At 41.1% G+C, this 24,705-nt stretch carries 25 protein-coding genes; 17 read left to right on the forward strand and 8 right to left on the reverse strand.

Translation table 11 applies throughout. The annotated features are described in order from the left end of the window. Positions 1-195 precede the first annotated feature (195 nt). The 4 genes from VB732_RS32015 to VB732_RS36060 form a co-directional block, all read right to left on the reverse strand. Positions 196-921 (reverse strand): hypothetical protein, encoded by a 726-nt coding sequence (locus VB732_RS32015; RefSeq protein WP_223278440.1) that lies wholly within the window; start codon positions 919-921, stop codon positions 196-198. A 93-nt stretch (positions 922-1,014) separates the two neighbouring features. Next, positions 1,015-1,254 carry a hypothetical protein gene (locus VB732_RS32020; protein ID WP_094345602.1) on the reverse strand — a complete coding sequence of 80 codons (240 nt, stop codon included), beginning with the start codon at positions 1,252-1,254 and terminating at the stop codon, positions 1,015-1,017. A 214-nt stretch (positions 1,255-1,468) separates the two neighbouring features. Continuing rightward, on the reverse strand, positions 1,469-1,708 hold the full coding sequence (locus VB732_RS32025; protein WP_109013574.1) for a helix-turn-helix domain-containing protein: 240 nt from the start codon (positions 1,706-1,708) through the stop codon (positions 1,469-1,471). Between the two features lie 202 nt (positions 1,709-1,910). Further along, entirely contained in the window at positions 1,911-2,072 is a 162-nt protein-coding gene (locus tag VB732_RS36060) for a ribbon-helix-helix domain-containing protein (protein ID WP_109013575.1), read from the reverse strand. A 312-nt stretch (positions 2,073-2,384) separates the two neighbouring features. On the opposite strand from VB732_RS36060, the gene VB732_RS32030 reads away from it, so the two are divergent. The 13 genes from VB732_RS32030 to VB732_RS32090 all read left to right on the forward strand — a co-directional run bounded on the left by VB732_RS32030 (position 2,385) and on the right by VB732_RS32090 (position 11,017). Next, positions 2,385-2,954, forward strand: a complete 570-nt coding sequence (locus VB732_RS32030; RefSeq protein WP_323234878.1) for a hypothetical protein — start codon at positions 2,385-2,387, stop codon at positions 2,952-2,954. Positions 2,955-3,543: 589 nt separating this feature from the next. Beyond that, positions 3,544-3,681, forward strand: a complete 138-nt coding sequence (locus VB732_RS32035; RefSeq protein WP_323234879.1) for a hypothetical protein — start codon at positions 3,544-3,546, stop codon at positions 3,679-3,681. Continuing rightward, positions 3,668-4,057 carry a hypothetical protein gene (locus VB732_RS32040; RefSeq protein ID WP_323234880.1) on the forward strand — a complete coding sequence of 130 codons (390 nt, stop codon included), beginning with the start codon at positions 3,668-3,670 and terminating at the stop codon, positions 4,055-4,057. The genes VB732_RS32035 and VB732_RS32040 overlap by 14 nt, the downstream gene beginning before the upstream one ends. A 12-nt stretch (positions 4,058-4,069) precedes the next feature. After that, positions 4,070-4,738, forward strand: coding sequence for a hypothetical protein (locus VB732_RS32045; RefSeq protein ID WP_323234881.1), 669 nt, complete (start codon positions 4,070-4,072; stop codon positions 4,736-4,738). Positions 4,739-4,784: 46 nt separating this feature from the next. Continuing rightward, positions 4,785-5,042, forward strand: a complete 258-nt coding sequence (locus tag VB732_RS32050; protein ID WP_323234882.1) for a hypothetical protein — start codon at positions 4,785-4,787, stop codon at positions 5,040-5,042. A gap of 92 nt (positions 5,043-5,134) precedes the next feature. Beyond that, positions 5,135-5,641 carry a hypothetical protein gene (locus VB732_RS32055; RefSeq protein WP_323234883.1) on the forward strand — a complete coding sequence of 169 codons (507 nt, stop codon included), beginning with the start codon at positions 5,135-5,137 and terminating at the stop codon, positions 5,639-5,641. A 64-nt stretch (positions 5,642-5,705) separates the two neighbouring features. Continuing rightward, a complete protein-coding gene (locus VB732_RS32060) occupies positions 5,706-6,275 on the forward strand; it encodes a hypothetical protein (RefSeq protein ID WP_323234884.1) in 570 nt (189 codons plus the stop codon). Then, the gene (locus VB732_RS32065; protein WP_323234885.1) at positions 6,272-7,723 is read left to right on the forward strand and encodes a hypothetical protein; all 1,452 of its coding nucleotides are present in this window, start codon (positions 6,272-6,274) and stop codon (positions 7,721-7,723) included. The genes VB732_RS32060 and VB732_RS32065 overlap by 4 nt, the downstream gene beginning before the upstream one ends. 208 nt (positions 7,724-7,931) lie before the next feature. Then, positions 7,932-8,792 (forward strand): HaeIII family restriction endonuclease, encoded by an 861-nt coding sequence (locus VB732_RS32070; RefSeq protein WP_323234886.1) that lies wholly within the window; start codon positions 7,932-7,934, stop codon positions 8,790-8,792. Further along, positions 8,785-9,627 (forward strand): DNA adenine methylase, encoded by an 843-nt coding sequence (locus tag VB732_RS32075; protein ID WP_323234887.1) that lies wholly within the window; start codon positions 8,785-8,787, stop codon positions 9,625-9,627. Before VB732_RS32070 ends, VB732_RS32075 begins: the two co-directional genes overlap by 8 nt. Positions 9,628-9,844: 217 nt before the next feature. Then, positions 9,845-10,249, forward strand: coding sequence for a hypothetical protein (locus VB732_RS32080; protein ID WP_323234888.1), 405 nt, complete (start codon positions 9,845-9,847; stop codon positions 10,247-10,249). 147 nt (positions 10,250-10,396) lie between these two features. Beyond that, entirely contained in the window at positions 10,397-10,543 is a 147-nt protein-coding gene (locus VB732_RS32085; RefSeq protein WP_323234889.1) for a hypothetical protein, read from the forward strand. Between the two features lie 60 nt (positions 10,544-10,603). Beyond that, positions 10,604-11,017, forward strand: coding sequence for a hypothetical protein (locus tag VB732_RS32090; protein ID WP_323234890.1), 414 nt, complete (start codon positions 10,604-10,606; stop codon positions 11,015-11,017). A gap of 36 nt (positions 11,018-11,053) precedes the next feature. Here the strand turns inward: VB732_RS32090 and VB732_RS32095 are convergent, their stop codons facing one another. Further along, a complete protein-coding gene (locus tag VB732_RS32095) occupies positions 11,054-11,737 on the reverse strand; it encodes a hypothetical protein (RefSeq protein ID WP_323234891.1) in 684 nt (227 codons plus the stop codon). Between the two features lie 761 nt (positions 11,738-12,498). Between VB732_RS32095 and VB732_RS32100 the strand changes: the two genes are divergently transcribed. From VB732_RS32100 to VB732_RS32110, 3 genes are all read left to right on the forward strand, one after another. Then, complete coding sequence (locus VB732_RS32100) at positions 12,499-13,068, forward strand: tyrosine-type recombinase/integrase (protein WP_190918302.1); 570 nt, start codon at positions 12,499-12,501, stop codon at positions 13,066-13,068. Between the two features lie 210 nt (positions 13,069-13,278). Then, positions 13,279-14,589: an AAA family ATPase gene (locus tag VB732_RS32105; protein ID WP_323234892.1), complete on the forward strand. Its 1,311-nt coding sequence runs from the start codon at positions 13,279-13,281 to the stop codon at positions 14,587-14,589. 12 nt (positions 14,590-14,601) lie between these two features. Further along, positions 14,602-15,252 (forward strand): retron system putative HNH endonuclease, encoded by a 651-nt coding sequence (locus VB732_RS32110; protein WP_323234893.1) that lies wholly within the window; start codon positions 14,602-14,604, stop codon positions 15,250-15,252. A 75-nt stretch (positions 15,253-15,327) separates the two neighbouring features. Here the strand turns inward: VB732_RS32110 and VB732_RS32115 are convergent, their stop codons facing one another. The 3 genes from VB732_RS32115 to VB732_RS32125 all read right to left on the reverse strand — a co-directional run bounded on the left by VB732_RS32115 (position 15,328) and on the right by VB732_RS32125 (position 23,616). Then, on the reverse strand, positions 15,328-19,566 hold the full coding sequence (locus VB732_RS32115) for a helicase-related protein (RefSeq protein ID WP_323234894.1): 4,239 nt from the start codon (positions 19,564-19,566) through the stop codon (positions 15,328-15,330). A gap of 101 nt (positions 19,567-19,667) precedes the next feature. Then, a complete protein-coding gene (locus VB732_RS32120) occupies positions 19,668-22,958 on the reverse strand; it encodes a type ISP restriction/modification enzyme (RefSeq protein WP_323234895.1) in 3,291 nt (1,096 codons plus the stop codon). 361 nt (positions 22,959-23,319) lie between these two features. Then, positions 23,320-23,616, reverse strand: coding sequence for a hypothetical protein (locus VB732_RS32125; protein ID WP_323234896.1), 297 nt, complete (start codon positions 23,614-23,616; stop codon positions 23,320-23,322). A 184-nt stretch (positions 23,617-23,800) separates the two neighbouring features. Between VB732_RS32125 and VB732_RS32130 the strand changes: the two genes are divergently transcribed. After that, positions 23,801-24,571, forward strand: coding sequence for an AAA family ATPase (locus tag VB732_RS32130; protein WP_323234897.1), 771 nt, complete (start codon positions 23,801-23,803; stop codon positions 24,569-24,571). The last annotated feature ends 134 nt before the right edge of the window (positions 24,572-24,705 follow it).

Below are 24,705 nucleotides of genomic sequence, written 5' to 3' on the forward strand. Positions count from 1 at the left end.
GTAAAAACAGAAAAATCCTAAACTGCTCTTTCTGTCTGGATTGCTGGTGTTACAATGGCTTAACACCTTGAAAGGTTTGATAAGATTACTATTAGGGATATTAATTAGGCGGCAAACCCAATTCCCCAATTCCAAGTGAATAAAAATCAGAAAACCTCGGTATCCCAACGGGACACGGGGTTTTCACCTTTTAGCCTATCTGTACTTGGCTAACCAAGCCCTGACAAACTCGGTTACTTCCTCCTCTTGAATAACAAAGGCAGTACCTTTTCTCCTGAGAGCCAGAATTTTCATACTTCCCACCTCCGAATAAAGATGTTCATTGTGAGTATTAGCCGCCTTGGTAGGAGGCCATAAGACCAAAACTTTTGCTGTGGGAGTCTTTTGAGCTTCACGGGAAGACATCAAAAACTTATCTCTGTTCTTGTTGAGCCACTTCTCGTAATCTGCTAACTCCACAAGTGGGCAGGGTTGCCACAGTTTTAGTCCATTTTTGTCTTTGCGCTTGACTTGTAAAACCTCTCTAGCTTCGTTGTAGACAATTTCTCTATCTCCTTTTGAGCGAATGGAGATAAACAGGTGAGTTGTTCGTGGAAATCTAATAAACAAGTCGATAGGGTTGTTGTCTTCTACCGGAATTACCGGGAAGACTTGTACATCTAGGCTTTTAAACTCATCAAAAAGTAAGGTTCCTAATTTTTCCAACCGCGCAAGTTTTTGAGTTACCACCAACGGCTTGTAAGCCAATCCAAAAAGAACCCAGCCAGCCGGATGAATTATGCCTCCTGTAGCCAGCGCAGCAGCACCAGCCGCTAGAGCTTGAGTGGACGCATAGTCTTTCGCCTCCCTAATTTTTTCAAACGCCGCTTCGTTGTGCAGTGGGAGTTGAAAATCGCTTGTTAGGTCTTTCACTGTTAACATTGGCGACATCAAAAAATAATGATGTGAAATAGTACTAGCTGCTCGATTTTGCTTTACGGGGCTAACGTGCCTATGAGTTTACGCAAGAGTAGTTCACGCTACATCTTTCACTGTAAAACCTTTGCTACACCACTGAACTAGCAGCCATCTATCAGATTCTTTGTCTAAAGCTGGCTTTAGTCGAAAAGCAAAAAAATCTTCCCAAGCCTCTACCCCGTGTTGTGTAACGAATTGTTTTTCAACTTCTTTAAAACGTTCCCAGTTACGATCCGCGATCGCGGTCAGCATTGGGATTAATTCGCTTACTGGTATCTGAGTAGTTGTTTCACTCATCTGGGTATCCCTCAAAAATACAAATTATTGGTAAAGGTTCTATCTTGGTATCAACAACTTTAACTAATCGTATTCCCCTTTTTCTGCCTATCCTTTTGCAGTGTTGCTCTGAAGCAGCAGGCAGCCAATATCTAGTCTCAGCTAGTGGGTCAAATTTCCCCTCAACACGCTCTATACCGTCGTTTGCCTGATTTCCCTCGGTCAGATTCCCTCCTTATTTTGTTTTTTGTACGCGATCGCTGACTTCTTCTGGTGGAACCCACTCAATTAACTCGCTAGGTTGAACGCGATAAGTGTCACAAATTTTGTTCATCGCGGTTACGTGTGGTACTTGCCAGGGATTGTCATACAAAGCGTAAACTGTGGTTGCAGATAGCCCTGTATCTTTTCTGAACTGATAACGGGTAATGCCCCTATCATCAACAAACTGCTTGATTTTATTCCTAACTGGCATCAATAACAAGTAACTGATATTAACAGCTAATTCTGTTGCAGTTTATCAGCATTTGAAAGATACCATTCGGTTGATAGCTAGCTTTACTTGACATTACCAGTTGGTTGATATTATCATATTAGTGTCAAGGTTATCGATACGTCAATAACTTAAGGCAGACGCAAGTAAAACCCAAGCGCAAAACGCGCTTGGCGAGTTCCTTTTATTTGTCCTCCTTTTCCTCCTTTTTCTTGTCTATCGCTTGCTCAAGCAGCATTGTTATGAGGTTGTTAACGGTTCTATGCTCATCCTCAGCCCATTCCTTAAGAAACTCGTGCTTATCTGGGTCAAGGTAAACCATGACTCGCGGCTTTTTACTAGGCATCTCTACAGGTACATATAAGTACTATCGCTTGTCAGCAATTGTCACCTTAATAAGAAAATTTAGGAAGGGAGTTGCACTTGTTAGTACCTGCTGCTAATATATTAGTGTCAAGGTTATCGATGCGTCAATAACTTAAGGCAGACGCAGTAAGACCCAAGCGCAAAACGCACTTGGCGACTTCCTTTCGAGGGTTGCAAGGGTTGCAAGCGCTGTTTTGAGAGCATTCAACTATTCACAGCAATATCTGCATTGCGTCCGTTCATTTTCTGCGGTCGCGGTAATTGTGCGTGTCTGCATCACGAGAGAGGATTCATGTATATCAATTTACGCAACTTAGAAGCAATCAACGAACTACCTTTTGAGAAAGTAATGCTTAATCAAAATCAATTACGAAGGTTAGAAGCAATAGATCGCTGGCTCAGAGAAATCCGAGATTCTGAGGAATTCAGACAACTGGAATACTCTCCAGACGTGACACTAGGCGATGCAATTCAAGCAGTAGGCGAACTACTTGACGAACACGAATCCTATCATTACAAGCCCACGAATTTTACTGATGACCAGTGGCATTCATATCTAGAACAGAAGCCAGTAATGCACATTCGCCGTGTAATTCCTTGGCGTGAAAAGATTAACTCATTCATACTTAATGGAGCGTCATCAGTAGCAATTGTGAGCTTGGTAACTACTAGTTTTATGGTAGTTGGTTCTATCTTTTGTCACGGGTTTGACCGCATTGAGGAAAGTAGAGGCGAGGAATATCAACCCACATGGATCTATAACGCCAAAATTTTTGAAGGAAGTGCGATCGCATCAATTGCCGTCTTCCTGGGTGCAAGTCTGACAGGTGCGTGTGTTGCGGGAGATGGGAAAGATGATTGATAAAGAGCTTGTTGGATGTGTAACCTTCCTAAGCAAGTCCAAAACCTACAGTATCGATGGCGCTCTCTATCGCTATCTCTATAGCAGCGACAGTATCAGACACACACAATATTATTTCCGTCCTTTACCGCGTCAGTCTAAGAGTGCTGACTTAAAGCTCAATCGGGACAAAGTACTAAGGCGCTGCTACGAAGTGCCGAGCTTATATAAACAGCACACAGCAGAGATAACTAACAACTCAATACAGTTGAGTTTGTTCTAAACCTTGGTAACATCTACTACCGCGCAAAACGTCCAAAAGCAAAGGTACAAGCGCGTCAACTAGTCCAAAAGGGGCGCTTTTACGGGGGTAAACGAGAAAGTGTCAGTATGTCATCAAAGCTGACAAACCTTGTTATTACGTGGTTATAGCCGATAAAAACTCCACTCTCACATTTGTCTAAAGTCCTTTTTCCAAGGTTATTGATAGTGCCTAGCTAATTTGGTGTATCAGGATAACTGTTTCTAGCTAAATAAGCCTGTCAAATAACTGGAATTTACGGATAGTCGGTCAATTTTATACACACTCAAGTAATAAAACAGAGTTAATGTGGCAACAAAAAAATATGTAGCTAAGTATCGCTTGCTCAAAGAAACTTACGAGGGCATCACAGGAAAAGGCATTTCAGATATCACTTGGTATCGCACAGTCGCATCCTTGAAAGCAATATTTCTTGCTCTCCATTGAATCCGAAAAAGCCATAAGCATTGTTGAAACCTATGCTCAATTGAAGCGTAAGTGTTCAGCCTTTTCTTTTAGAACCTCTGATTTTAGTGAACGCTGGCAAGCCTTTAAACACTTCTATGATGCCGAAGAAGTTCAATACACAGGTCAGCAATTCCTAGTCGCGCTGGCAGACTATCTAAAAATCAATCTTGACGATGTACCACGCAGCACTCGTTACTACTGGTTTAGCCAAGCAAATCTAAGTTATAACGCCCTTCACTCATATCAGAGCAAAGATTTAGCACTTGTTGCGTTTGTTGCTGCTAAATGGGCAATCAACAGACGAACGCAGCCCATGAAATCCGCAACGATCTCAGTTTTAACACTAGCCCTTTAAGGAGCAATCATCATGTCTGACAAATTTACTAACAATGTCCGCGCTCGTTTGTACAAACAGGGTTATCAAGGATTTACCAAGGACGATTACACGTCAGCAGCGATCGCTGTCGAGTGCGATGACCTTGATAATCCCACCAAAGAGCAATTGAGCCAAGCCGTTGATTATCTCAAAGTCAAATCGACAAGCCAATTATCTGTAGTTGATGAACCCGTTGAAGAAACGTTTTTAGTAGGGGCAGAAGATGCACAACCTGACGCTGAACTTGATAACAGTCAGCTTACAATCGCTTCAAGAGAGATTAACAGCATCACTGTAACTAGTGAAGATAAGCGTTCCTTTGTAACAGCCCAATCATCCGCGCTGGGGTTTGAGTTAACTGAACAAGAAACATTGAGCATTGCTGAAAACGTTGACGACACTTTTACCGACTACAGCCAATTTATCATTACTGTAACGGCTGCAATCAAGAACTACGTTGATCAGAAATTTGATGTCATTGAGCAATCATTTGAAACTAACGCTCAAGACTTGCGAGAACACGTCAGCAACAGAGCTTCTAGATTGAACCAAAAGGTTAACAACTTCTCAGGAGACATCAAAGCGGATATGGGAGTCATCCGCCAAAACATTAAAAGCACCCAATTCTCAATCCTCGCAAGGCTCAAGGCGGCTCAATAGCGATGAGTTGACGCTGCTTGAGTGCTTGGGTATTCGGTGGATGAGAATGAGCTACTTCTCAAGAATTGCTGTTAGTTTGGGTGCGCTCGGTGCTGTGATTTTACCCTTGTACAACTGCTTGTATCTGCCAATGCTAGAGCAATCAAGCTATCAGCAATATCTCAAACGAAAGTCAGCTATTGAGCAATATGTAAGGCGAATGGAGTATCACTGCAACCAAATATTTACCCCATCAAAGGAATATCGCTGTGAAAAGTTCAATGAAGCTAAAAAATCTGGTAACTTCCAAATCACGCCAACCTAGAACGCCAATTAAAAACTAAATTCAATGCCTCTAGCAACCTAGTACTCAGAGCGCTAACAGGCGATAAGTCAGCCCTAAAACTGATAGGTCAAATGGGTAATGACGGAGCAAAGATTAGCGAATTTGCCCCACAGGTTAGAGAGCAAATGCTAGCTGCTATCAAAGGGACTGAGGACTTAAACGTAGTTCTCAGCGACATCTACAAACAAGCAGGTGTTAGCGGCGAGAAGATTGAAAGAGCAGTACAGTCAGCAATTTTAGCTGATACTCATCTAGCTAACATCCTAGAAGAGATGAAGCTTGATTTCGCTTCATCCAAGGAGAAAGAAGCGCTACGCCATCAACAATCAACAGACCATCTATTGCTGAAGGCTTGGGTGGATAAACACATGATGCAAGTTGACGGCGAATATAAAATGTTGCAGACAGAATTACAGACAGACATTAGACAACAAACAATTGACCTACAACATGATAGAGAACTGGGCAAGTATTACTTAGAAATGGGTGATAACGCTCGTGATGATTTCAAACCTAAAAAACAATATGCGGGGCGCTCAATTGTCCAAACAATCAAGGATGCCCTAATAGGTTTCTGATAGTTTAAGCCCGACAGCCACAGATGAAACTGACTGTCGGGCAAGTAAATATCCTGACGCTAATATGACATACGACATTGAAGATGATCAAGAGTCAGTAGTAAGCGAAATCGCCCCAGATACGCCGTTACCGAAAGACTTGATAGAACACCTAGAATCGCGCAAGCAGCACCGTAAAGATGTTATCAATACAACAGAAAAATTGACTAGATTCTTTGTCGGGTGGTCGCTAAATTCTACGGGATTCTTTATAGCTAAATATCTCTTAATAACTGGTGGCAGCGTTAATCTATGGCTGGCAATTTCGCTCTCATTTTCTATATGCAGCGTTGGCTCTCTGGCTGGGCTGACGGGCTTGAGAGTTAATTACAACAGTGATGGATTAGAGGTAGATAATATGCAAAATCTTATAAAAACTGCTGGGGGCTTGGTGTTTGCAGGTATCACAACTTGGTTAGCAGTCAAAGACCATCAATATTTTGAGAATTTGACTAAAGAAACAGTCACGCAGATTAGCCAAGATATCCAAACCATTGAAAAACAGAATCCGCAATCAGACCCTTGGGTAAGTATTGCAGTCGCGTTGGCTTTATTTATTGGTTCTATTGCAATTATTTTTAAGGGGCGGGGATGAAACAAGGTGTTTTCGAGTTAGCCCTGGCTGGTGTGTGTGGTGTAGCTGCAATCATCGGGCTGGCAACATCGCAAACACGCCAGCCTTACGATTTGACACAGATTCAGTTCTGCCCAAGGTCAGCAAACGGCGTACACAGTCAAATAGCTTTGGATAAGCGTTTTTGCAACCAGCCGCGTTTTGTCCTTACTGAAGAATGGCAGCGCTACGGATTGTATGGCAGCATCATTCCCTACAAGGGCGATGCCATTCAATGGGTGCGTGATTTGCCCACAGATAACCCTAATCAGTTGCTTGGATATGGAATTGCGGTTATTGGGCTATGGGGTGTCGTGGGTTGCTTGCTCGTGCGTTCGCAACGCCTCAAGCGCACGGATTACGAACTGGGCGAACTTGAAAAGACTTACGACTATGCAACTTGGCAGCATAATTTGTACAAACGTGAAATTAAGCAGCATTCGACCCAGCTTTATACTGAGCGCTTAAAAGATGGGCTGTCAGGACTGGACACAGAAGAACGTAAAGCATTAGGACTGACCGATGAGGAAAACGAACGGGCTAAGGCACGTATTCAGCTAGAGGACTTTATGAAAGCCCGTGCTGTTAATCATTCTGTGATGGATAAATCCATTGCTGACAACCTACGAGACAAAGCTAAAGCTGACCAGGAACGCAGCAAGATTGAGGGTAAAACCAAAAGCGCGATCGCAGACAGTGACAATCAGCAATCAGTTGATCAACAACGAGCAAACCAACTGATAGAAGCGCTCAAAGCTCATGAGGATGGCTGGTTGTGGAAGATTATCGACAATCAAAAGCCCGTTTGGGTGCTAGGAGAAGCCGGAAGCGGTAAATCAACTCTAGCAGCTTCGATTGTCATGCTTAGAGAAAATCTGTTTGATATGCCCTTGTATCAGCTGATAGACGCACACGCAGGAGAAAATTTAAGAAACGCATGGAAATATTTAAGCCCTCAGTTGATAGCGCAAACAGAAGAAGAGATTGGACTTGCTTTTGATGATGCCCGTGAGCGCTGGTTAGATAGAATCAATAATCAACCATCCAAGCAACCGCAACAGTTACTAGTTGATGAATTCACTAACTATTCTGAGTCAGACATCACCAAGGAACCTGCTAAAAAGTTTGTTAAAGCATCTCTTAGTGACCCTAGAAAAGCTGAGGAAAGATTAGTTTGTATTGCCCATTTCTTCACTAATACCGCCGTTGGTGGCAGTGATGGAACTGCTAAAGGTAGAGCTAGAGGCACTATTCAAATTGACCGTAAAACCGCCGATGGTAAGACACCTTTAAAAGTTGCAACAATTAACGGGTTAAATAATTCAGATGGGGATGCAGAAGTAGATAAAAAGGTGACAATTCCTGGTTGGTTGACTCCTGAAAGCATTCACAAGCATTTTAACGGTCAGCCAATTGATTTTGATGCGTAAATTTATGCGCTTGCTGAGGAGCATACCTGCAAAGATGAGGGCGTTCTGCAACCAGAAACAGGCTGTATCACGCAGAAGCCCAGCAGGGAAAGTAATAAAACTTACATAATTTCTGCATCTGCTTTTGCATAATTTTACGATGCTTTCAAATCACATTACTTTGACAGTTCATCGGTTACTCTGTGGAAAAACATAATGTTCCACAAATATGACACCCCGTTCAAACCTGCATGGTCGTGTATTAGAGTACCTGATAACGGAAGTAATAATTATAACTCACCCAGAGGTCAGCCTAACAGTTAGAGCTAACAATGCTCAACTTAGAGATGCCAGCAAGTTAACAGAATTAAATTCATTACTCTTAAATGAATTAAGACTAGCGGCTAATGCGCTGCTGCTACTGTGGTTGAATCCTCAATTTCAGTTGTCCAAGCAACCATCAATCACGATAGATCGACTACCAGATCAGAATAAGAATGATGTTACTGATATTTGTTTAACTTCAAAAGCATGGACAGTTAATCTGTCACTCAAACATAACCATACCGCACTCAGGCACCAACGTCCTGGGACAACTCCAGTTCACTGCGGTTACGCTAAAAATGACCTACAGATGCAGCAGTTTAAACAACAATACCGAGCAATCACACAGGAGTTCATGCAACATATTGGACAGGCAAAGCTTTTTGCAGAACTACCGCCTGCTTTGATTGAACAGCATTTGTATACTCCAGTCTGTAATTTGGTTAGCCAATTTATCAATAGCCATGCTGACACTTGCGCCACCAAGTTATTTCAATACCTTGTTGGTAATGTGAATTACTACAAAATTATTGTTGATACCCACGCCCGAACCCTGAATATTCAGCAGTTTGCAGAAATCCAAATGCCTACTAACGTGATAGCAACGGTTAACAAACAGTATGTTTTTTTGAGTTTTGACAACGGATGGGAAATTTCTATGCGCTTACATACCGCATCAAGCCAACTGAAAAACTCTCCTAGTTTGAAATTTGATACTAAGGCACTAAAAAATCCCCTTACTGCTACTATAATTCCTTATGTTTAAAAGTCCATTACGTTATCCCGGCGGAAAGCAAAAGGCAATTCCTCAAATTGCTCACTATCTACCTCCTACATTTAAGGAATTCCGTGAACCTTTTGTTGGCGGTGGTTCTGTATTTTTTCATGTTTTACAGAAGTACCCCAGTATGCCTTGCTGGGTCAATGATTTCAACCAAGAACTCTACTACTTCTGGCATCAAGTTAAAACCAATCAAAGAGAGCTAGTTGAGGAGGTCTGGAAAGTAAAACGCTCTTACACAGATGGACGTGCCTTGTTTAAATCTCTCGCAGCCGCAGATACTAGTACCATGAGTCCACTAGAGCGGGGTGTGCGGTTTTTTGTTCTTAACCGGATCAGCTTTTCGGGAACCATTGAGAGTGGCGGTTATAGTAGTGCTTCCTTCAAAGGTCGGTTTACAGACTCTTCGATTGAGCGACTAGCGGCTTTGAATGGTTGCTTTGTTAATACCCGTGTGAGTAACTTCGACTACAGTACCCTACTTACCGAACCGGGAGAAGATGTATTTATCTTTTTAGATCCACCTTATCTCAGCAAGACTAAATCTAAGCTTTATGGTAAGAAAGGTGATTTGCATACCTGTTTTGACCATTCTCGCTTTGCCAAACTGATGTCGGAGTGTTCACACAAATGGTTGATCACTTACGATAACTGTGAAGAAGTGCGGCATCACTTTTCTTTTGCCTACATTTATGAATGGGAGTTGCAATACGGGATGAACAACTACAAACAGCAGAAGGCAGACAAAGGCAAGGAACTGTTCATCACCAACTATCCTGTTGAATCATACAATTTGCCTACAATCATGGAGGTTGTGTGAGAAGTTTAGAACTAATGGCGATTTAAGGAACGTGGTTTGGGGTTTTGGCTTGCCAAAAAAATCTAATGTCGTAATTTACGATATGACTCAATCCTCTGTCGTCAATTGCGAATAATACCCCACCCTGTTCTCAAGGACGGTAGCTGTGGAACATACAAGGCATTTTCAGTCCAATATCAAGTTATCCTTTTAAGTTGATTGCAAATGGGTGTTCGCCATGATTGATTTACTCTCTAAGGATTTAAAGCACTCCGAGAAATATTTGGGCTGTAGTATTGATGTTTGGCGTGATGACAGGCGCGGTTGCTACTTAGCTGAATTATATGCCCCGGTACGCAACAGAATGTTGATGCAACAAAGGCGACCATTCTCAGATATTGAATCGGCTGTAGCTTACATGAAAGAACAGATCGATAAATACTATTCGCAAGGTTGGTACAAAGATTGCATCATTGACGTGTGGTTTGATCCATACTTGTACTGCTACTGGGCTGAATTGTATGTACCTGTGCAGTCAGAAATGGTGTCACAAGAAAAGCAGACATTCTCAGATATTCAATCAGCCCTAGCTTACATGAGGGCGCAAATCGATAAATATTACTTGAATCAGGTGCAAAAATAGTGATTTTCACCCAGCCAACTAAATAACAAAACTTTTAGAAGTATGAAATTCTCCGATTTGCAGCGCGGCGATTTATTTTGTTTTCCAAACGGCGAAGATACCTACAAAAAAATAGGAGATAGACTTGCAATGCCCATGTGTTCTCGTATGAATCACGTTGCAGATGTGCGCCTAGAAACTGAAGTTATCGGCATAGAACCAAGCGCTTACTCGCGTGATAGAGAGGAAAATATGCCTGATTTTGAAGGGCTAACCTGGGAGCTTCAATGCCAACTAGCAGAAATGAGCGAGTAAATTACCTGTAATGATCTGTTTGACAAGCTTTTTTAGTTTTGCGAACTGTGGTCAAAAATTATGCAAGCGGTATTACCTGAAACGGAACTGATTTTAATTCAAATTGCAGAAAAACACTATCCGCACACACACTTTAAGATAATCCCCGAATTTAATTTTAAAGTAGATAATTGGATAGAAATGAATTTTGTGGCATACCTTAGCGAATTTGCGTCCGGTGATAGGCCACACAGTAATCCATTTCATAAATATTATCGAAGAGATAGATTTGATTTTAATCTAGCTTTTGCATTGAAAGATACTCGTTTATTTTTATCCGGTGATTGGCATGAAGTCACCCTTACGCTGCATTATAGTTTTGCTGACGGCTGTTCGTGGTGGGATGAAGGGGATCGGATCGCTCGTCCTCATCCTCATGGCGATAAGTTAGAAGCGATCGCGCAAGAGATGTATCCAATATTTAAGACAAGGTGATAAATTTACAATTGCTTAGAGTAGCAGGTAATAAGTTTAATCAGGTTTGGGCGCATTTACATCAGGGTAGAGAGCGCGATATTGTGACCACTGCTGCCGATAAAACTCTATCCCAGCCTGAGTAATAACCAGCTTGGTTAAGTGCTTACCATCTTTCCAGTAGCCAACTTCTTTCACTAAACCGTTGTCTGTTCCCTGATAATCTCGCAGTCTTAACCAAGTCCACTGCCAACTAAACCCGGCGTAATCCCCAAAGTTTAAGCCACTATCTATTCCTAATTCACCAGCTTGATAGGCTGCACAAAGTGCTGACCACTGCCTTGGTTTAAGTTGTCCTTTGGGTGGCTTTTTAGGTGCTGATTCACCCAAACCAGCACGAGCTACAGCACGTCCAGTTGTGGTGAGCTTGATAGAAATTAGTTCGCTGTCAGAATAATTACACTGAATTAACTTGTGTCGTTCCAAAACTTGAAGAGTGGAACCTAAACCCTGGTCAACTACACCAGCCTGGGATAACAACTTGTGCAATAAAGTTTCATAGCTTGTTGGTTCAAAATAATATTGCAGATTACGCCATACAGATGCTTTCTCTCTGATTGAACCTAATCGCCAACCTTCTTTTTGTGCTGCCTCCACAAACTGGTCAGCACGGTAAATGGCAGTGAGTGTGGCTTGCTGCCGTTGGTTAAGTTTTTCCCACAGATGAAGGTGTTTACTCATCACTCATCTAATTCCCAAACTCGCCCTTCTATTAAGTGGATGTCATCTCCTTCTGGGTAGGAAATTTCTGTTTTATAAGTGATTATTAGGTCAGTTATTTGGGATGTCATTTTTCAATCCCCTCTGATTTGACGACATAAATACTAAAAGCCTGCAAGTTCAACACTGACATGAATTTTCGCACTATGAAAGACTGCGGGAGTATTATTTTTTGTTATTCGCAATTGGGCATTTATTGTCCAGTAATGGCGAAGAGTGTCAGTTACCAAAAAACTAAATTGGTCAAAATCTTACTTTTGCTTCAAAAAGGCTCAAACTTATATACAGTATGTCTTTTCAGATCATCTTGCTGCTTTTTACTTGTATCTCGGCTCAATACCAAATGTCCCCCGCACCACAAGATAGGTAAATTTTATTTACAGTTGGTTTCCTTCATTACATAGTGTAGACGCGGGTGGAGAGAAAATTGATATCGGTTTTGATAGCAACGATGGATCAACCAGGGGTATAGAAGCAGTATAGACAGTTGAGCAAGCCGCAACATGAGCAAATCATACTGGTGCGGATCATACCTGCAAGTGGTCATCGCGCCGCAAGCATAAGCAGGTTTTATCAGCCAACGAGATAATGCGGGTTCTGGCGTTCGTGCTTTCGGGCTGATTGATAAGTCTGGGTTAATCGGGTGCGATCGCTCACGAGAGAATAGGGTTTTTGGGCAGTTACATTGTTTTATTGCAGAAAGACCATGTAGGCTAGAACCTATGAAAATAAACCGGTTCGGCAGGGCAGAGATCCTCACACCCGATCAAATTAATGTCCTATTTACTGAGGGGTTTGTCAACCCGCGCGATCGCGCTCTGTTCGGCGTGTGCCTTTATGCTGCCTGCCGGATCAACGAAGCCTGCACTTTGGCAGTGAAAGACGTATTTGGCAGCAACGGTGTCAGAGGGGTATTAGTGTTACGGAGCGTGAACACCAAAGGGAAGCGAGACACCAGGGAAATCCAAGTTCATCCCAAGCTCAAGGAATATTTAGAAGAGTACAACCCTAACCGCCGCAAGGAGTTCTTGTTTCCCGGTCGGCATGGACTCTTACATATTCACAAGGTCAGTGCTGACAAAATCCTCAGAGATACCTGTGTGCGGTTGGGGATTGAGGGGGTTAGTACCCACAGTTTCAGGAGAACTGCGTTAACCAGGATGAGTGATGCCGGGATACCGTTGCGCCATATTCAGGAGATATCGGGGCATCGGACTTTGGCAGCTTTGGAGCGTTATCTGGGGGTAACTGAGAAGCAGAAGCAGAACGCGATCTCTGCTTTGGATTTTTGAATATTTCTATACCAGATTCTACACAGGAGGAATCAGTATGGGATTAGCTATTGTAAGCTTTTTATCCCATTATATAAAAGTTAGCACTATGTATGTCCCTACTTTGTAACTGGTACATTGTTAAGCATGGCGAAGAAATCAGGTTTTTTATTCCGGTTTCACAACGTTGCTAGTTTTGGATAAATATTAAATGCACTCACAATTATAGTCATGCATATTGAAAAGCTGCACATTCAGAATTTTAGAGGATTGAAGGAAATTGTCTTGAACTTTCCTCAAAGCAACTTAGCTGTATTTATTGGTATAAACGGTGCAGGCAAGTCGTCGATTTTAGATTGTATGGCGATAATGTTAGCTCAATTTGTAGCTAGACTCCGCAATAGTAAAAAATTAGAAGTGAGGTTCACAGAAAATGATATAAATGTTAATTCTAATTCTACTAATAATACTATAACGATTTTAACAGGACAGGGAGAAAAATTATCTTGGAAGATGCTGCAAGAACGTGTATATACACAAGACAAAAGTAACTATGATGAGATTAGTTATTATATTAAACGCCTACAAGAGAATTTAAAATCTCATTCTGATTTCAATTTACCAGTAATGGTTTATTATCAAACCCATAGAATGGTTTTGAAAAATCCGTACACTTTTAAAAGTAAGGGCAGCCAGAAAACTAAGAAAGAAGTGTATCATCAATTGTATGCTTACGAAAAAGCTTTTTCTACAGGGGTCAATGACTTCCAGGATTTTTTTGATTGGTTTAAAGAAGAGGAAGATTCTGAAAATGAAATTAGATTAAGAGATAGTCATGATTACAGAAACCCCAAATTAGAGATTGTCAGAAGAGCTATTATAAATTTCTTAGAGAGATTTTCTAACAGTCATTTTTCGGATTTACGAGTAGTAAGGTCAACAAAAGAACGTGATTTTTATTCTGACCAAGTTCCCAGCCAACCTTCGTTGACTATTACAAAAAATCGCCAAGATTTAAGGTTAGAGCAACTATCTGATGGTGAAAAGATGTTATTAATGATAGTCACCGACTTAGCAAGGCGATTGGCAATTGCTAACCCAAGTTCTAATGATGCGTTATCAGGAGAAGGAATAGTTTTAATTGATGAAATAGACTTGCATTTACATCCCCAGTGGCAAAGGACTGTAATTCGCAGTTTGATACAAACATTTCCTAATTGTCAATTTATTGTGACTACTCATTCGCCGCAGGTATTGAGTGGAGTCAGAAGAGAAAATGTATTTATTTTAGAAAATTCTCAGTTAGTCGAGAATACACCCTATACCTATGGCAAAGATAGTAACTCGATTTTATATGAATTAATGAATGTAAAAGAAAGACCAAATGAAGTAGAGCAGCAGATAAATCACTGTTTTCAATTGATAGATGATGGTCGCTTAGAAGCAGCTAAGTTGGCTTTAAATGAATTATCTAATTTACTTGGTGAGAATGATTCAGAAGTAGTTCGTGCTAATACACTTATTGGTTTTTTAGAAGATTAGATAATTACAAATATGAAGCGTATTATCAAGGGTAGGGAACCTCAATCATTACTTGAGCATCGCCTCAAATCTTTTGCTGATTATGATAATTATTCTGAAAAAAATGAATTACGGGAATCTTTACTAACCGAGCAAGGACATATTTGCTGCTATTGTATGCAACGTATTAGTGCTGACAGAATGAAAATTGAACATTGGCAATCACAAGATGAATATGAAGAACTTCAATTAGATTACAATAATTTGCTTGGTGCTTGTGAAGGTGGTCAAGGTTCGCCAAGTCACTTGCAACATTGTGATACAAAGAAGGGTAATACAGAAATTACTATTAATCCTCTTGATAATCATAGAAATTGTGAAGATTTAATTAGATATCTTGGGAACGGAAAAATTTCTTCTGATGATATAACTATAAATAATGAATTAAATCAAGTTTTAAATCTCAATATGCAAACTTTGGTTAATAATAGGAAAGAAGTTTTAGAACTTGTACTTAAACAGCTAAAAAGTGAATATCCCAAGGGAGATTGGACAGAAGCAATTTTAAATAAAAAAATTCAACAGTGGAGTGATAGACACAAAGATGGGAAATATAAACCTTATTGCCAAATAGTTATCTATCATCTAAAAAAGAAATTATCAAGTATAGGTCGGCGGAAGTAAAATAACCATTATCAGCAGCCCAAAAGCTTAAAATAAAAGCTTTTTGACATGGACTTACCCTGAGAAATTACTGTACTAAGCTCTAAGCAAAAGTGCAGCAAGAGAAACTTTCAAGCTTGTAGGCTTGATACCTTCCGAAGCAATTAAATTTAAAATATCAGTATCTTGTACTAGGCTAACAACAAAGGTAGCATCATCTAGTTTTGATTTCTCTCCATCTGTATATTCGCGTAGAAGTTTTTGTACACCCTTAGTTTCTTTCCAGGTATTTAATTTTTTGAAAGTATTTCTGACGTTTGTTCTATCAAGTCCAGAGGGGAAACTATCAAGCATACTAACTCGGCGTTGGATGCGAGTAATACGTTCTGAGGTAATATTAATATTTTCTAATGTTTCAGGTTGTGCTAGTTCCGCAGAACGTTGTTTTTTAAGAGTTACTAGCTGATTGTAAAGTTTTTGTAGTTCTGACAGTAGATATTTACTAGAAAATACGTCTCCCGCTTCTGGAGTTTTAAAGGCGTTTGCTATGGCTAGTCCATATCCATCTCGTTCTCCTGTTTGGTCATTCCAGTAAACAGTTTGTTTTTGTTGGGGAATTGGTTCGCCATTCGGGCCGAAATATTCCACAGTTAAGGCTACTAATCCTGTAGGTTCGTCTTTTTCTCCTGTACGCCGTCCCAAAGCAATGGGTTTGGCTTGATAATCTTCTCCCAGTTTTTCAATTAATTTGCTGAGTTCTTCGCTATGCAGGATTTCGTTTTGGGTGTAAAGGTCGCGGTTAGTTTCCTGTTTTTGATAAGTTTCTTCTTGCAGGTTTCCTTGTTCCATACGTCTAGCTTTAACTAGGCTGTTAATAAAGTCAATGTATCCTGGGAGAACTTCATCATCAAATAGGGTATCGCCGTAAATAGAAGCGCCTAGTGTATCGACACTAGAAATACTGGGAATTTCTCCATTTGCACTTACGATATCTCCTACAAGTTTTTTATTCAGGTTGCTTAAACGACTGGCTTGTCTTAATAATTGGCTTTCGCTGTTGGCGTAGTAAATAGAAATATTCTGACATTTGTGTTGTTTAGGTCTATCAATTCGACCAATCCGTTGCTCTAAAATCATAGGATTCCAGGGGAGGTCGATGTTGATTAAATAATCTGCATCTTGAAGATTTTGACCGACTGATAGGGTTTCTGAACCGATTAAAATGGCAATTTCTTCTTCTTTGTTTGGTCTTTCTGTAACATTTTTACAAGTTGCTGCTGGGGCAAATAGCCGAAATATCTGTTGTCTCTTCAAACCAGTTTTTTGGCTGCTTCTTATGACGATATTGTAAGGAGTAACTTGCAGCGTTTTCTCGGAATTATTGGGATAATACTTTTTAGTAGAACCAATAGCCATACCAATACCTTTAGTTACTATCTCTAGATCAGTAGCCATGTAACGGTAATAGTCAATTACTGTATCTGAGAATGTAGAAATTAGCAGTACTTTATGACCCAGGTAAACTAATTGGCGTACTTTTCGGGTTACTTGTTCGCGTTTATGGTCTTTGACAAATTCATCTGCCAACAAATTTTGAATCTGTTGTAATTGATTTAAATCGCCCGCACAATCAGCTAGCATTCTGTTATGAATAGCTTGAGCTTCTTGAGAATTATTGCGGAGGGCATCGGTAGCAATATCTATGGAACGACGCAGTTGTTGCCGTTTTTGTTGTTGTTCTGGGCTATTTTCTTCGTCTTCATCCTCCTCTTCTTCTTCATAATCTTCATCCCAAATTTCACGGTCATCTAAGTCTAAAAAATCAATATCAATTTTCTTGTCTGATTCAAAACCGTAGTGCAATAACAGAAATTCCTTTAAGCCATCTGCGTCGGGGGAAACAGCTTCTAACTGTTCTTGCATTTTGCGAATCCGATCGCCGAAATTTTTGATTGTGCGGCGCAGGGCGTACATACTGGATTCAGCCCGTTGCAGGAAAAAGCGGCGTTGGTTGCGTAACAGACTGCGTTGTTCTACTCTGCCCCGTAGGTAACGAATTGGATCTGCAAAGGGAATAAATAAACTGGTTTCAAATTGGGTAAATATCTGATCCAGGGCTTTTTCTGTACTGATTTCAAATTCTACAGGCAACCATTCTGCAACCCGCTTGGCATATAAATTGAGGTCGGGGGTGGCATCTCGCAGCATCTGTCGGGTGCGCTGGAGAAACAGTTCCCGGTAGGTGCGGCGAAAAATATCAGTATCGTCAGTAAAGTTTTCTACTCCTGTTTCCCGGTTTTGGAACCACAAGGCGACTTCTGGGGGAAAACCTAAATCGTTAAAACCTTGTGGACGGCTGAGAAAAGGAGAGAGGATGTTATAAATATCTTCTCTGCGGTTATTCCAAGGGGTAGCTGTGAGGAGTAAAAAATAACGTTGTCGTTTGGCTTTGAGGTCTTTTTCTCGAATTTCTAAACAGGTTTTGTGGATGCGGTTATTGTAGTTGCGGATGCCTTCGTGTGCTTCGTCAATAATCACTAAATCAGCACCACCGTAGCGACTAAAGTCTGCTAAAAAGTTATTCCCTTTACGGCTCATCAGGTTTTTGTTATATAACTCATAATCACCACTGTTCAAGCCTAATTCAGCCATTTCTCGTTCCCAGTTGGGGAACAGTTTTTTGGCAGCGATGATAGCAATTCTGGCTTGACTGTGTTGTTCTCGATATAACCGAGTCACGGCGGCGGCTAACCGTGTTTTCCCTAATCCCACGGCATCTGCACAGACGGTAACACCAAAATCCTGCATCACCCTTAAACAGTGTTGCGCTCCCGATTTTTGATGTTCAAACAGGGTATCTTGGTTAACTAATTGGTCAAGTTGGTCGCTGCGTTCTACACGGAATTGGCGGGGGCGCTGTTGTGCTAACCAGTATAAAAAGTCTTCGGGAGTGCCGTTTTGTCCTTGGAGAATTATTTCTACAGCCTGCTGAAAACCAACGATTTCCGTAAAATCGGGTATTGTTTGAGACGAAGTAACGGTAACGGGTTTATTGGGTGTGGTGTTGTAAATCCCAGTACTGGTTTTAACTTTAAATTCCTTGAGGGGAGTCGGTGGGTGGTCAGGGTCTACTTCTACTTGACCAATGATCCGTTCTGGTTGCTGGCTGGTGATGATGACTTTGACCAATTCATCATCAGCGACGGTGATATCTTCTACTTTGTCTAAATTTTGACCAGATATTTCTACTGGGGTGGTTTCTCCAGGGGGAATTTCATCAGGGGTAATAGACTCAATAACGGGTTGGCGAAGCTTGGTGCGGCGTTCTTTTTCTAGTAGTACCTGTTGCAAAAACTCTGGGGATAAGTCAAAGCTGGTGGTTTGTTGCCATTCGGTGTCAAACTGTTGGATACTTTCGCTAATGGTTTCCGCATCCATATTTGATTCCCAAGAGTAAAGAAATGTCACACTTTCAGCGTTGCGGGAATGGGCGGCGCGGGTAAAGTTATCTGAACCTTCGTGGAGGATGTGGTTATCGAGGTTGTCGCTAAGGATACCTGTTTTTTTGTGGTAAATGGCGTGAGTCGGTTCCATTTTTACCAGTTTGATGTAGAGGAAACCCAGACGGACTAACTCTGCTAAGATTTCTGTACCTGTAAAGGCGTTTTCTTCTAACCCTTGGAGAAATTCTGCTAAGGTGCGATGGGCAAACTGGATGCGGTAGTTAGGGTCATGTAGTTTTTCTAACTTAGCAATATCTGTTTGTTTGGTGAAACCTTGCCAGTCCATGAGCAGGCGAATTTGACCTTCTGTTTGCACAATGGCAGCAAGGGGTTCTTGATATAGCTTGAGAATACCACTGTCAAAGTAAGCGGTGGAGCGGCGGTAAATTTGGCTACGTTCTAAAATGTTGCTGATAAAGGTGTTGTATTTATCTAGTTCCGCAGGTAGGTTAAATTTGCGACGGCGACCTTTGATTTCTTGGAAGCTACCTGCGAGTAAAGTTTTTTCTTTGGTGACGCTTTCTTGGTTGAGGAATTTTTCAATGATCCTGAGACGGCTGGTTCTCAAGAGGGCGACACTAGGTAAATCTCCGGCTATATGCGGAGTATATTCAAATACTTTTGCTTTTTTAAGGTCAATCCGCAGCAGTTTGTGAGTGGCGTTTTTCCCGCCGATACCCAAGAAGGAAACGATGTTATGTAGGAAATTGTCAGCATCACGGTGCTTGAAGACAAGCCAATATTGATTGTCAACGCCTTTGATGGGGCTACCCTGAACCTGGAAGTAGGGGCGTTGTTTGCGAATTAATTCTTGGATGACAGCTTCTAGCACGGTGATAGCTTAATATAGGATATCTTGTTTCCTCACTTTTCACTTTACCCTTTGATTGGGAAAATAGAAGCTGTTTGAAATACTGACAGCAGATGGTGTCACTACTCAATCGGGAAGCCAGGTATCACTTCGTCAATTTGTGCCATTAGTTCTATGGTTTCTTTTAGTGCAACAACTATGCGTTGATAGTGTTGAATGTCTTCATCGCTGAGGGTGCGTCCTTTGTGGTCTTTGAGCCATTTATGACATACTTGATAACCGCCTACGTAAAAGTTCCAGATTTTTTCTGGAATTCCAGTAAATTTGTCTCCTTTTTTGTTGATTACTACTTCGTTTTCGTTGATAAATTTAGGATGTCCTGCATCAACTAGGCGATTTCCTGTAGTTTCTATAAATTCGGTGATTAAGTTGTCTAATTTTGGTGATTTCATTAAATGTATTGCTACTAATTCTTTGCCATAAGTTGCTAATTGGCGGAAAAGTTCATCATTACTAGTAAGGGGTACGCGAGGAAAGTCGATTTTGAGGAATTCGGCGTAGCGGGTGCGGTAGGTAGGAGAATGGAAGATAGCGTAAATGTAGTAGAAGATGGATTCTGGGGTGGGGGTGTAGCCGAGTTTTGAGGTGATGGCTTTGAGGAATTCGGGGTAAAAGTTGGGACGGGTAGGTTCTTCTAATTCTTTAGGATTGTTTGGGTTGGGGTGAAGGTAGAGAGGAAATAAAAAATTGATGTCGTAAGCTGCTAATGATTTATGTCCTATAATTTTATCTGTAATAAAAATGTCCCAGTTATCGCGTGTTTGTCTTGTTGCTATTAACCCCAAATTCTCTCCAGCCAGCATATGCCGCATAACTTCACCACGCGGCATACAATGAAAACCTCTAGATTTACCAGTGTAATAGGTGTAACGAATATCAAATGGACGGTATAGTATAGGTACAGTTAGCTCTTTAAAAGGTCCCGTTTCTTTTGTTGCTAGATGAGGATGGCTTCTTAAATCTTTTTGAGCTAATTCAACCTTCCAGTCTCGTGCATCTTTGCCTAAACTATATTTTAATCGTGCTGTTTCTGGTGCTAAATTGACAAAATCAGTTACAGTTTGCCAAGTAGATTCTTCACTCCAATTGATAGTTAATTCATCACGTGCAGTAACTATGCCCACACTATTAACGGGGAAAATATCTATTACCTTACATCCCGATTGATATTCTGCAAATAAATCGGTATTTTGTGGAACAAATAAATAAAATGGAGTTTGTGGATTGAGTTTAATCCACTCAGTTGTATTTATATCATTGACATTTAGCCAGTTATATTTTTTATCACGCACACCGTACAAATCTGCATGATAAATGTTAGCATTTTCCTTTTGATTATTTTGCCGTTTTACAAAAATGCTGATAGCTACACCTTGCTGAATATCAAAAACGTTCTCATCTTTTGAACCGTCAGGTGATTGCTCTTTCTTTTTACTATTCCCGTGCAAATCTAAAATATAAATATCGTCAAATGTTGCCATCAAACTTTGACGCATCCCTCTAAATGTGGGGTTATCAAGAAAGCCGTGGTTAGTGATAAACGCCAAAATTCCATAACCAGTTTGTTCAATTCGCCATTGAGAAAAGCGAATAAACTTCACATAATCATCGTTTAACCATTTAGGATTTTTTTCCCCAAGTGGCTTACCATCTAGTTCAAAATAATTGCTGGTTGATTGATTTGTTATGGAGTCTTTACCTTTAAGAAGATTGCTAATCCAAATGCCATTATTAGCAGAATGACCAGAATAAGGTGGATTACCCATCACCACCATTACTGGTGCTTCTTGCTTAATTTTATTAGCTGCATCCGCCTCATCTCGAATCCAATTATCGAATTCATCAGCAGGCGGTATTTGAAATGCTTCTTGCAGAGTATTAGTAAGGTAAACTCGTAACCGTTCTAGAGAGTCGAATTTGTAACCCAATTCTGCTAGTTGCAAACCTAATTTCATGTGTGCAACGGCATAGGGAGCCATTAATAACTCAAAGCCTAGTAGTCGTGGTAGTAGGTGTTGAGAAACATAATTTGACCAAGCATCTGTATCAATTTTTAATGAATGATAAATATGGTCAATAACGCTATATAAGAAAGTTCCTGTACCTGTTGCAACATCAGTTATCAATACTTTATGTATTTCCGTCGTACCATTTCCATCAGATTTCTCAACCTTTACCTTTGTCGCATCAGCTAAACCGTCAGTTAGTCCAAAATCAGTTTTTAAAATATGGTCAATGGAACGCACAATGTAAGAAACCACAGGCTCTGGCGTATAATACACCCCCCTGAGTTCTTTCATTTGCGGTTTGTACGCTGCCAAAAAATCCTCATAAAATCGAATTACAATATCTTCTCGGTTCATCTTCTGGCGAAAATCTGACAGAATTGCATCCATTTTCGCAGCCCGCAGAATACTAAACACTTCAGAAATTGCATCAATTAATTCATCACCTAACTCTGACGCTTGACGCTGCGATACATCCTCAAATAAACGGCGCAAAAACGGGTTAGTTTCTGGTAAATATTGCCAAGCATCCTCTCGATTGAAATAAGTTTCCTTATCTTGACCTCTTCTTTCATCTTTTACATAACTAAATACCCTGGCTGTAAATAACCCATAGGCAATGGTTTGGGCATAAATATCAGCAAAACTATAATCTTTTTCGTTAGTTGATGTTAGTTGCAGAGTTGGCAATAACTCTCGTTGAAAACTCACAAACAGCTTACGTAAATACCCGTCCCCATCCTCTGCATCGTAAACCAGGGGAATTGCTTGTTCCATGCGACGGGTAACTTTAGCCAGTTCTCGCGCCAATTCTTGAGCCGTTTTTGCAGCCTCGTAAAATACCCATTCCACTAAGGGAATTAAATTTAATGCTTTAATAGCTATGGGTAGTCGCCCCTGTTCTAAACGGTTCAAACGTCCTAGCAGTTGTTGGTCGTTCCAAGCAAAGGTCTGGATTTGTCGTTGGCGTAGTCCCCCTTCTGTGGGTAATATTAACGCTACTCTGCCTGTATGCTCTTTTTCAGGTAGCAGTATATACATCACAGGCTTATCTGGGTTAACCCTGCTAATGTAATGCTCATAAATTCCCGATGGTTGCTCTTTTGATGTCAAAAATGTAACAATTTCTTGCTGCGTTGCTTCATTTAGTTCTGGGTAAAAGCCCACAGCAATGGGTAAGGTATCTGCTACTTCCAATTCATCCGTACCAGGGCGCAAATACCAAAACTGAGAGCCTTGTGGATCACGCTGCTGTTTTACTGGGTATGCTAACATCCGCCGCAACGCCTCGATGCGATTTGACTCTGTACCAGTCATGACGGCTTGTAGCTGTTCAATGTTAGGCATACGTATAAATCCTTAATAACCTTTTAACTTGACTAGCGTATCTGGGCAATTTTAACTATTTTGGGGTAAAGATAGCAAAATGTCGTGGGGGCTATGCTATTCCAGATGTTCATACATTCAGTAGAGGGGTGAAATGAGCATCCGTGCAGAAACTTATGCGCTTGGCTGTAACCCTGACTGGATAAGCATTCTGAAAATCGATATTTTTCGCAATTCTGGATGTACCAATTAACCTATAGATTATTTGGTGCAACAATTTAATACGGCACAGTCAGGGGTTGAAGCTTCTAAATTTCCGAGACTTCAATTGGTACAGTTTTATTCCTGGCGAACGCAGTATTGAAAGCGGCTCATCAATTCCTTAGCGTAAGTTTCTGCTCGATTGCTCATTTACCCCCGCGATCGCCCTGGTGGAGGTACTTAACTTATCGCTGCCAGCACTACTCTTTACCAAAAAGTTAGATTTCTTATACTTGACTATTCCCTTTACCACCCCTGAATCTGCCAGTTGCCGAATTGCTGCTTTCAATAGTTCTGGGTTGTCTTGTGTAAATCCAGCTAGGGCGAGAAACTTTGATTTATCATCTTGTTCTCTCGGTACTAATAAGTAGCGGGTAATTTTTTCGTCGGCAATAATAGCATCAAGCGGAATTTTCATATTACTGTTTCTACGACTTTCCACGCTTTGTTGCTTCTGCAATCATAGTGACACCGTGAAGTTATATAAAATCTACTGGAATTTCTATCCAAAAATAAACTTTTTTCATCTGATACACGTAAACTGGAAACTAAAACCGAGCCGATTGACCAAAGATCATCGTATCTTCTAGGAACAAAAGCCAGTGTCAACTACTGACAAGCAATGCCGCATTATAGCCTTGTTTAATCAGGCGGGTGGTGTCGCCAAATCGACACTGACCCAAAACCTGGGATACCACTTAGCGCGACGAAAACATCGCGTTCTCCTGATCGACGTAGACCCCCAAGCGTCCTTGACCAAATTCATGGGGTTAGTGCCATCTCAGTTACAAAAAACCGTTGCTGATGCCATTATCGACGAGCAGCCCTTACCAATTCATGAGGACATTCACGGCATGGACTTGGTTCCAGCCAGCCGAGTCCTAAGTGGAGCCGAAATGCAGTTAGTCAGTGCTGCGATGCGCGAGTTGCGCCTTAAGGAAGCCATTGAATCTGTTCTAAATGAATACGACTTCATTCTTATAGATTGTCCCCCCAGTTTAGGATTGCTTTCCTATATCGCCTTAGTCGCGGCCACACACGTACTCGTTCCCGTGGAAACCCATCTCAAAGCTTTTGAGGGAACCGACGAACTCTTACAAACTATCACCCACGTCAAAAATAAAGCTAACCGCAAAATCCAAATAGCAGGGTTTGTCCCTACGCGGTATGCTCAACAGAACTCAGCCGATAAACGAGCATTGGCAGCCATCCAAGAACAACTTTCCGCTTGGGGTCGTATTTTCCCACCCATTCCCAGAGCTACCGCTTTTGTCGATGCGTCAGAAGAACGTGCGCCCCTAGCAGTATTTGACCCGAAACATCCTGTAGTCGCTATTCTTGAAGAAATCGCTTTAGCTTTGGAGGCTTTATGATCCGACGCAAACAAACAGACAAACCCTTTGGGGGTCAAATTACAACTCCACCACCTGCACCTTGGTTATCCTCCCCAGATGGCGAGTTGCCAGCCGCTACTGAAACTACTATCAAACTCTCAGATATAGTTCTG

Source organism: Nostoc sp. UHCC 0252, from assembly GCF_034931145.1.
Classification (GTDB): Bacteria; Cyanobacteriota; Cyanobacteriia; order Cyanobacteriales; family Nostocaceae; genus Nostoc.

Bases quoted from the DNA above. Each gene is read 5' to 3' on its own strand.
- VB732_RS32015 (WP_223278440.1), bottom strand. From the start codon at position 921: ATGTTAACAGTGAAAGACCTAACAAGCGATTTTCAACTCCCACTGCAC.
- VB732_RS32020 (WP_094345602.1), bottom strand. From the start codon at position 1,254: ATGAGTGAAACAACTACTCAGATACCAGTAAGCGAATTAATCCCAATG.
- VB732_RS32025 (WP_109013574.1), bottom strand. From the start codon at position 1,708: ATGCCAGTTAGGAATAAAATCAAGCAGTTTGTTGATGATAGGGGCATT.
- VB732_RS36060 (WP_109013575.1), bottom strand. From the start codon at position 2,072: ATGCCTAGTAAAAAGCCGCGAGTCATGGTTTACCTTGACCCAGATAAG.
- VB732_RS32030 (WP_323234878.1), top strand. From the start codon at position 2,385: ATGTATATCAATTTACGCAACTTAGAAGCAATCAACGAACTACCTTTT.
- VB732_RS32045 (WP_323234881.1), top strand. From the start codon at position 4,070: ATGTCTGACAAATTTACTAACAATGTCCGCGCTCGTTTGTACAAACAG.
- VB732_RS32050 (WP_323234882.1), top strand. From the start codon at position 4,785: ATGAGCTACTTCTCAAGAATTGCTGTTAGTTTGGGTGCGCTCGGTGCT.
- VB732_RS32055 (WP_323234883.1), top strand. From the start codon at position 5,135: ATGGGTAATGACGGAGCAAAGATTAGCGAATTTGCCCCACAGGTTAGA.
- VB732_RS32060 (WP_323234884.1), top strand. From the start codon at position 5,706: ATGACATACGACATTGAAGATGATCAAGAGTCAGTAGTAAGCGAAATC.
- VB732_RS32065 (WP_323234885.1), top strand. From the start codon at position 6,272: ATGAAACAAGGTGTTTTCGAGTTAGCCCTGGCTGGTGTGTGTGGTGTA.
- VB732_RS32070 (WP_323234886.1), top strand. From the start codon at position 7,932: ATGACACCCCGTTCAAACCTGCATGGTCGTGTATTAGAGTACCTGATA.
- VB732_RS32075 (WP_323234887.1), top strand. From the start codon at position 8,785: ATGTTTAAAAGTCCATTACGTTATCCCGGCGGAAAGCAAAAGGCAATT.
- VB732_RS32080 (WP_323234888.1), top strand. From the start codon at position 9,845: ATGATTGATTTACTCTCTAAGGATTTAAAGCACTCCGAGAAATATTTG.
- VB732_RS32085 (WP_323234889.1), top strand. From the start codon at position 10,397: ATGAATCACGTTGCAGATGTGCGCCTAGAAACTGAAGTTATCGGCATA.
- VB732_RS32090 (WP_323234890.1), top strand. From the start codon at position 10,604: ATGCAAGCGGTATTACCTGAAACGGAACTGATTTTAATTCAAATTGCA.
- VB732_RS32095 (WP_323234891.1), bottom strand. From the start codon at position 11,737: ATGAGTAAACACCTTCATCTGTGGGAAAAACTTAACCAACGGCAGCAA.
- VB732_RS32100 (WP_190918302.1), top strand. From the start codon at position 12,499: ATGAAAATAAACCGGTTCGGCAGGGCAGAGATCCTCACACCCGATCAA.
- VB732_RS32105 (WP_323234892.1), top strand. From the start codon at position 13,279: ATGCATATTGAAAAGCTGCACATTCAGAATTTTAGAGGATTGAAGGAA.
- VB732_RS32110 (WP_323234893.1), top strand. From the start codon at position 14,602: ATGAAGCGTATTATCAAGGGTAGGGAACCTCAATCATTACTTGAGCAT.
- VB732_RS32120 (WP_323234895.1), bottom strand. From the start codon at position 22,958: ATGCCTAACATTGAACAGCTACAAGCCGTCATGACTGGTACAGAGTCA.
- VB732_RS32125 (WP_323234896.1), bottom strand. From the start codon at position 23,616: ATGAAAATTCCGCTTGATGCTATTATTGCCGACGAAAAAATTACCCGC.